Annotated in this window: 6 protein-coding genes and 2 tRNA genes; 3 read left to right on the forward strand and 5 right to left on the reverse strand. The window is 29.3% G+C overall.

Features of this window, described 5'->3' with window-relative positions:
- On the forward strand, positions 1 to 1,725 hold a 1,725-nt coding region (locus tag J7M77_RS04340), incomplete at its 5' end, for an ABC transporter permease (RefSeq protein WP_296876367.1).
- 58 nt (positions 1,726 to 1,783) lie between these two features.
- Here the strand turns inward: J7M77_RS04340 and J7M77_RS04345 are convergent.
- Positions 1,784 to 4,969 (reverse strand): DEAD/DEAH box helicase, encoded by a 3,186-nt coding sequence (locus tag J7M77_RS04345; RefSeq protein WP_296876369.1) that lies wholly within the window; start codon positions 4,967 to 4,969, stop codon positions 1,784 to 1,786.
- Positions 4,970 to 5,080: 111 nt separating this feature from the next.
- Here J7M77_RS04345 and J7M77_RS04350 point away from each other — a divergent pair.
- Positions 5,081 to 5,156 (forward strand) — tRNA-Thr (locus J7M77_RS04350).
- Between the two features lie 54 nt (positions 5,157 to 5,210).
- The gene (locus tag J7M77_RS04355; protein ID WP_296876371.1) at positions 5,211 to 5,651 is read left to right on the forward strand and encodes a hypothetical protein; all 441 of its coding nucleotides are present in this window, start codon (positions 5,211 to 5,213) and stop codon (positions 5,649 to 5,651) included.
- Between the two features lie 90 nt (positions 5,652 to 5,741).
- Here J7M77_RS04355 and J7M77_RS04360 read toward each other — a convergent pair whose 3' ends face one another.
- From J7M77_RS04360 to J7M77_RS04375, 4 genes are all read right to left on the reverse strand, one after another.
- On the reverse strand, positions 5,742 to 6,140 hold the full coding sequence (locus J7M77_RS04360) for an iron chaperone (RefSeq protein WP_296876374.1): 399 nt from the start codon (positions 6,138 to 6,140) through the stop codon (positions 5,742 to 5,744).
- Positions 6,141 to 6,163: 23 nt separating this feature from the next.
- Positions 6,164 to 6,724 carry a DUF6630 family protein gene (locus tag J7M77_RS04365; RefSeq protein ID WP_296876376.1) on the reverse strand — a complete coding sequence of 187 codons (561 nt, stop codon included), beginning with the start codon at positions 6,722 to 6,724 and terminating at the stop codon, positions 6,164 to 6,166.
- 65 nt (positions 6,725 to 6,789) lie between these two features.
- Positions 6,790 to 7,260, reverse strand: a complete 471-nt coding sequence (locus J7M77_RS04370; RefSeq protein ID WP_296876378.1) for a low molecular weight protein-tyrosine-phosphatase — start codon at positions 7,258 to 7,260, stop codon at positions 6,790 to 6,792.
- 95 nt (positions 7,261 to 7,355) lie between these two features.
- Positions 7,356 to 7,431, reverse strand: a tRNA-Lys gene (locus J7M77_RS04375).
- Positions 7,432 to 7,729: the final 298 nt, after the last annotated feature.

The following is a 7,729-nucleotide window of genomic DNA, read 5'->3' on the forward strand; positions in this document are numbered from 1 at the left end:
AATGAATGTGTCTTAGTGTTATCTAAAAGCGGTGGTGTGAGTGATTTTATGCTCTATGCATTAGGATTGCAGGATTATTCACAGTTAGAAACGATGATCTCACAATTTTCAGCTAATCAAAAAGTTACTATCCCTGATAATGATAATAACTATTCGTTTGAGGATTTAGTTGGCTTAGATTATAAGTTAGTTAACGTTTTTGATTGTTATCAATATGATGCTTCTTATAATGTTTATCGTGATAAAACTGATGATCAAAATTATATGCGGGAGATAATTAATAACGGTGAGGATCTTAAAATTGTCGGGGTAGTCCAGCCCCTTGATGGTGCAAATGCAACAATGTTGAAATCAGGGATTGGTTATTTATCAAGTCTTACTGATCGGGTAATTGATCAGGCAGCTAACAGTGAAATTGTTCAAAAACAAATTAGTAATCCGGAAATTGATGTTTTTACGGGAAAGAGATTTGATGAAAAAGATGAATCTAGTTTAGATATGCAATCTTTATTTAGTGTTGATAGTGAGATGTTGAAAAGTGCTTTTAAGATCGATCAAAGTAAATTAAGTGTTGATGATAGTGATTTAGATTTTGGCAATCTCCAGGTTGATTTTTCTACGTTACCTAATATTGATCCTAATAGTTTATTAAGTAATATTAATATTCAGTTTTCAAATGAACAGATTGCTAGTTTGACTGATAAAATTAAAGAGCAGTTTCAGGCGTATTTAGTTGAACATAATTTAACGGATCCAACTAAAATGGATGAATACTTCCAGGCGTATTTTCAAAGTGAGGAAGCACAGGCTTTGATTAGAAGTGAAATGCTTAAAATCATTCAAGATAGTAATATGGTTGATCAGTTTCAAACTAATTTGCAAAATCAAATGCAGACGATCATGGCTGAATATAGCAAGACGCTAGCAGCTACTTTACAGCAGCAGATTGCTACAGCTTTAAATAAACAAATGAGCAATTTAGCCAATTCTTTTCAAGATGCTATCAGTATTGATACTAGTAAATTTGCCCAGGCAATTCAAATAAATATGTCAGAAGAAGAATTATCAGAGTTGATGTTATCGTTAATGAGCAAAGAAACATCATCTTATGATAATAATTTAGCTAAGTTAAATTATGCTGATAGAGAAAAACCTAATGCCATTAGTATTTATCCAACTGATTTTGAAAATAAGCAGGAAGTAATTAATATCTTAGATCAGTATAATGAAGATGTCGAAAAAGTAGATGAAGATAAAGTAATTACTTATACTGATTATGTCGGAACCCTGATGTCATCAGTTACCGATATTATTAATGTCATTAGTTATGTTTTGATTGCCTTTGTGGCAATTTCATTAGTAGTTTCTTCAATTATGATTGGAGTTATTACGTATATTAGTGTTTTGGAAAGAAAAAAAGAAATTGGAATTTTACGGGCAATTGGGGCTTCGAAGCGAAATATTTCGCAAGTATTTAATGCCGAAACATTTATTATTGGTTTATTTGCGGGAGTACTTGGTATTGTGATTACGTTATTGTTATTGATTCCTGGTAATATGATTATTCATGATATTGCCGGAAGTCAGGATGTTAGTGCTATTTTACCAACTGCAGGAGCGATCATTTTAATTGTTTTAAGTGTTATCTTAACTTTATTAGGTGGTTTGATCCCGGCTAAAAAAGCGGCTTTAGAAGATCCGGTAACAGCCTTAAGAACAGAATAGTAAAACGGCATTAAGAACAGAATAGTAAAAAGGTATCGAGTTTTCTCGATACCTTTTATTAATCAATTTTAAATAAAGAAATAATTTCTTGGGTTGACATTGATGTAATACTATTACGATTATTTTCAACAAAGATATTTGATAGATCTTGTTTTTGTTCCTGTAATTCCTGGATCTTTTCTTCAATACTGTTTTTCATAATTAGTTTATAAACTTGTACACAGTTAGTTTGACCAATTCGATAAGCTCGGTCAGTAGCCTGGTTTTGAGCCGACATATTCCACCAAGGGTCGTAGTGGATAACGATTGAAGCAGCTGTTAAATTCAATCCCGTACCACCAGCTTTTAAGGAAATCAAAAAGACAGTTGTATTATCTTTTTGGAAGGCATTAACTAACTGATGTCTTTTGATTTTGTTAGTAGCTCCAGTTAATACATAATAAGAAATATCGTTTTTTCTAAATTCTTTTTCTAAGAGATCTAAAGAAGTAGTGAACGATGAAAATAATAATACTTTTTGATTATTTTCTTTAGCTTTTTTAATAATATCTAAACAAGCATTCATCTTAGAACTTGGTCCTTCGATTTCTTTAGATAAGATTCGAGCATCGCAGCAAATTTGTCTTAGTCTTGTCATCATTGATAATATTTGAATATGATCAATATGAGAAACATCTAAAGCTTGTTGTAATTTATCATTAATTTGGCTTAAATTAGCCATATATAAATTTTCTTCTTCTTTATTGAAAGCAATTTTAATTGTGTTTTCAACTTTTTCTGGTAATTCCGATAATACTTCTTGTTTAGTCCTTCTTAGAATAAACGGTTCAACCATCTTTTTAAGCCGGTTTTGAATTTCTAAATCTTTGTTAAAGACGATTGGACGTTCAAAGTTTTCTCTAAAATAATGATAATTATAAAGATAATTTGGCATCAGGAAATCAAAGATCGACCATAACTCTGCTAATGAGTTTTCAATTGGTGTTCCGGTAAGAGCAAAACGATGAATGCCGTTTAACTCTTTAACTACTTTAGCATTTTTAGTAGTCTGGTTTTTAATATACTGCGCTTCGTCTAAAATAATATATTCAAAGCGATAATCTTTGTACAATTCATAGTCCCGTCGTAAATAATCATAAGAAGTAATGACAACGTTATAATCATTGATCGAAGCAATGGCTTTTTGACGAATCGATAAATTACCGGTTATACAAATAACTTTTAGATCTTTAGAGAATTTTTTGATTTCATCTTGCCAGTTTAAAATTAAGGTTGCTGGAGTAATGACGATACTGATTTTATTTTGAACATCTTCTAAAGCCGCAATCATTTGTAATGTTTTACCAAGCCCCATGTCATCGGCTAAGATCCCACCAAAACCATAATCACTCATTGTTTTGATCCAGCGATAACCATCTTTTTGATAATCTCTTAAAATATCCTGATAAGCTGGGGTGATTGGATATTGATTAGCAGTGCAGTTGCTAATGTGATCAATTAAATCCTGGTATTGCTGGTCACGTGAAAACTTAATTGTTTTGCTATCAAGGGCTAACTGGTTTAAATACAAAGCTTTTGATTTATCAACTAATATCTTTCCATCTTCAACATTATTACTATTAATATTTAGATCTTGAATTAATTCATAAGCTTCACTAATAGTTTTATCTTCAAGATTAATAAATTCTCCATTTTTTAAGCGATGATAAGATTTATGTTTTTGATAAGAATCTAAAATTCCCTGGATTTCATCTTTAGAAACATTAATACTATCTAAATCGATTTCTAATAGATCGTTTTTTAAACGGATTCCAATGTTGAAAGAAACATTTCTTGGTTTATTAATATTTTTAATATCTTCACTGACAAAGACATCACAATATTGATTTAATTTAGGTAAAATATTTTTAATAAAATTATAAATATCTTCATCATTATTAGTGATTAGATACATATTAGTTAGTTCATCGTAATTAGCATAATCTTCAATTAAAGCTAATGCTTTATCAACTTTTAATGGTAACTTAGTTTCATAGCTATCAATATATTTACCGTCAAATAAAATATTTCCATCTTCGTCGCGATATTCTAAATTAATCGTTAAATCACCAAAATGATTAATATCAACGTATAACAATAATGTAATTACACTTGGTAAGTAATCATCAATATTAGCACCAGTTATCGTAATATATGGTAGAATCTGATCAATGATATATTTACCAAAATAGCCAAAATCTTCTTTATCAACGATCATGTTTTCTCTAGCTAAAGCTGATAGCAATCTTTTAGTGATCTTTGACATTTTAGCGCTATAACGGTTTAAAACATTGTTTTGTAAACAATAGATATATTGATTACCGATAATTAATTCACCATCGGCGATTGTTAAAGACAGTTCAAAATAATCATCTTTATCTTCAATATTTATCGAAATATTATCATGATCAATGGTTGTAAATAATAAGTTAATATCTAAATTGGTTAAATATAAATCAAAGAAATCATCGATATTATACTGGTTTATTTCAATCGCTCGAAAGCGCTCGATATTATCGATAAAATCACTATTATCATGAATAAAACTGATTTGTTTTAAAGCATCTTCGTTAAAGCTATGACGATTATGATCAGTCGTTAAACTGCCATAAGTTGTAACTTTATGATAACGATAATTTTTAATAAATTCTTTAAGATTTTTAATTACATAAGTTTTTCTATCACCAATTCGATAGGAAATTGATAGGCGATTAAATGAGTAATTAATATATGGAATTAAGCGAATTGTTGAATTTGTCAATAGGGGTTCTTGATAGTTGGAATAACTATCAATCAAATCTTTGGCGGCCTGGATCTTAGTACTAATTTTCTTTTCTTCCTGAATTCTTTCAAAAGCTTGGATCTTGGCACGATACTTAGCTTTTTGATTAAATTGGAAAGGAATATCAGACATTTCTAAACTATAAAATTTTAATAATAAAACACCAATATGACCACAAGCAACCTGATTATCCTTGCTGTTTGTACAATCGCATAAAAAGTTAGTTATTTTGCCACTTGTATCAACAACAATTTGACAGTTATGGCTTTGATCATTGATAGTTACTTCACCATCAATATGATAACTATTGCCTTGTTTAATAACTGACATATTGGTAATAACATCTTCTTGGTAGTATTTACGTGCTATCCCCCAGTTTTGTTCATTAAATATTCTATTTATTTCATCATCTTTAATATACATGTATTTCCCTCCGATAGTTAATTATACCATTAATTTAATTATTCCCAAATAGAAATTGTATAAAATATTTTACTTAGAACTTAAAAGTGATATAATAGGGCTATGGTAATTGCCGGTATAGCTCCAATGGTAGAGCAATCCACTCGTAATGGATAGGTTGCAGGTTCAAATCCCGTTGCCGGCACCATTTTTATTTATCAATCGTAAGATTGATTTTTTATTATTTAAAGGAGAACTTATGATGAAGATAGATCAATATTCTTATAATTGTGGAATCATGGATTGCTTTAGTGAAATGGTGCGGGCTCGGGTAAAAAAACTAGCCTTAGCACATCCTTTTAAAACCCAATTAGAAAGAAGTCAGTATTTAGATTTTGTTGAAAAGATAACGAAACAGTATCAAATAAATTATTATTTAGATGATGATCCGCTTATCACTGATTTATTTCCATATTCATTAAATCGCAATACCTATAATATTATTTTTTATTTAGATGAAAAAGATATTCAAGCTTATCAAAAATTAAAGGAACGAAAAAATATTGCTATTAAAAATAATCAATATCATGTACTAAGAAAAGAAATAGCCTATCAATTTGGTTATTTGCTTAATTATGATGATAAAACAATTGCAGCCTATATTAAGCAAAATAATGAAAAAGAAGATGACCAAGGTAAGTAAAATTAATTGGTTTAAAAAACGGGTAATATAGTTGGATGACGATAATTGTAATTAAATATGAATATTGTTTTGATAAATTATGGTGCTATGTTAATTTTCATAGCACCATTTTACTATTTCTTTAATTAATGTTTCAGGAAGAGGCTGATCATACTTAAGATAAATAGCCGATTTTTTACATTCATATTCAGATAAATCGTTTGAAAAATGTTCGATTGCTTCTTCACCGACATAAAGACTGGTATGCTTTTTACAAGCTGCAAATTGTACAATGATTTCTTTTTCGCTGTATGTTGGCATACTCCAGGCAATTCTTGGTTTAATATCAGGAATTGCATCGATAATTGTTTGATGAAGTTTTTGAAAATAACCTTGTAATGGTAATTCTTGTTGTAAGATCCATTCTTCAATAGTTTCTGGTGCTTTGCCACAGTAATGAGATTGATTTTTTCTTTTGAATTTTCGGTTACATTTAGGACATGTCCACATAATTTGATCTCCTTGCTTTGTTTTTACATATTTTTTGCATAATCAATTCGATATCCAAAGTTTTTTGCAAGTGACATTAGTGTTTTAAGATTAGTTTCTTTACAGATGAAAAGCAAATAAGAATCGCTATTGATATCAAAGGCACCAACAACACTATCCAACTTGCGCCATTTATTATCTAGTATTTTACACCACTCAGGGATAGATTGTTCTTCACTTAGCCATTTGTCATTAATTTTTAATGATAATGAACTTAATCCTTTAAGCTTAGAAAGCTGTGCTATAAAATTATCTTTTTCTTCTTTCCAGTCACATTCACATACGTAATTAGAGTTTATTAAAAGATCAATACAACCGATCCATTGTAAAAAAGATGATTCTTCTTTATTAGTGATTCCCCGTTCGTTGTAGTCATCATGATGGTTATTATAATATTCAAGCGGGTTATTGATACAATCTTGGACATGATTTAAAATATTGGTATTATTAAAACTTGCAATTCTTACTATTTCCATTAAATCATCATCGTATTGTTTGGTTATTTTATTATTTTTTTCTTTTTTTAATTTATCAAATAATCCCATTTTTAAATCTCCGTAAAATATATTTTCTACAGCTTTTATCTATATAATCTTAATTTTAAAATAATTCAATAAAGTTCTGTTTGGTGATGTTGCTTTAAATATTGTAATAAGCCTTGACATCCTTCATAAACATCATCATAGGTAATATCAAAATTACCGGTATACCAAGGATCCGCAATATCACGAGGATGATCGCTGAATTCTAAAAGTAAATGAACTTTATTTAAAGGGTCTTTTTTTACAATTCTTAAAATGCCATCAATATTTCGTCTTTCCATAGCGATGATATAGTCATATTTATCATAATCAGATTTCTTTAATTGATGAGCAGTTTTGTTGTCGGTAGAAATATTAACTTCTTTTAATTTATTTTGAGTACCAAAATGTACAGGCATGCCTACTTCACCACAAGTACCAGAAGAAGCAATATAAAAATGCTTACTTAGATTTTCTTTAGCAACTAAATCTTTAAAAACAAATTCTGCCATTGGGGAACGACAAATATTCCCTAAACAGACAAATAGTATTTTGATCATTGATCTTAGCTCCTTTGATTTAAATTTGACTATATTATAACAAATTATTCAATAAAATAAAAAAAGATGATTACCATCATCTCTGCTTCAACAAATGGTGACCCGCAGGCGATTCGAACGCCTGACCCTCTGATTAAAAGTCAGATGCTCTACCGACTGAGCTAGCGGGTCGTTTTCTTAATGCCTAATTAAGATAGCATATTTTTTTTATTATGTAAAGCTATTTTTTAATATTATTGTATTTTATGTCAAAAAAGTGGATTTAAACCAGATTCAATATTTCTACAATATTTTATATTTGAATATGATTTAATCATTTATGGGTGATAATAGTGAGATTTTGGTATTTGATTTTTTGTTTAGTGTTTTTATGTGGTTGTCAAAATGAAAAAGTGAATGAAGCAGGGGCTGAGGTTTTTGATAGTCAAGTTTTAGAAATTGAAAATAAGATTGTAAAGAATCAAAAAAA

It is taken from the genome of Thomasclavelia sp. (assembly GCF_017889095.1).
Taxonomy (GTDB): domain Bacteria; phylum Bacillota_I; class Bacilli_A; order Erysipelotrichales; family Coprobacillaceae; genus Thomasclavelia.

Coding starts and splice junctions, on each gene's coding strand:
- J7M77_RS04370 (WP_296876378.1), bottom strand. CDS start 7,260: ATGATCAAAATACTATTTGTCTGTTTAGGGAATATTTGTCGTTCCCCA.
- J7M77_RS04355 (WP_296876371.1), top strand. CDS start 5,211: ATGAAGATAGATCAATATTCTTATAATTGTGGAATCATGGATTGCTTT.
- J7M77_RS04345 (WP_296876369.1), bottom strand. CDS start 4,969: ATGTATATTAAAGATGATGAAATAAATAGAATATTTAATGAACAAAAC.
- J7M77_RS04360 (WP_296876374.1), bottom strand. CDS start 6,140: ATGTGGACATGTCCTAAATGTAACCGAAAATTCAAAAGAAAAAATCAA.
- J7M77_RS04365 (WP_296876376.1), bottom strand. CDS start 6,724: ATGGGATTATTTGATAAATTAAAAAAAGAAAAAAATAATAAAATAACC.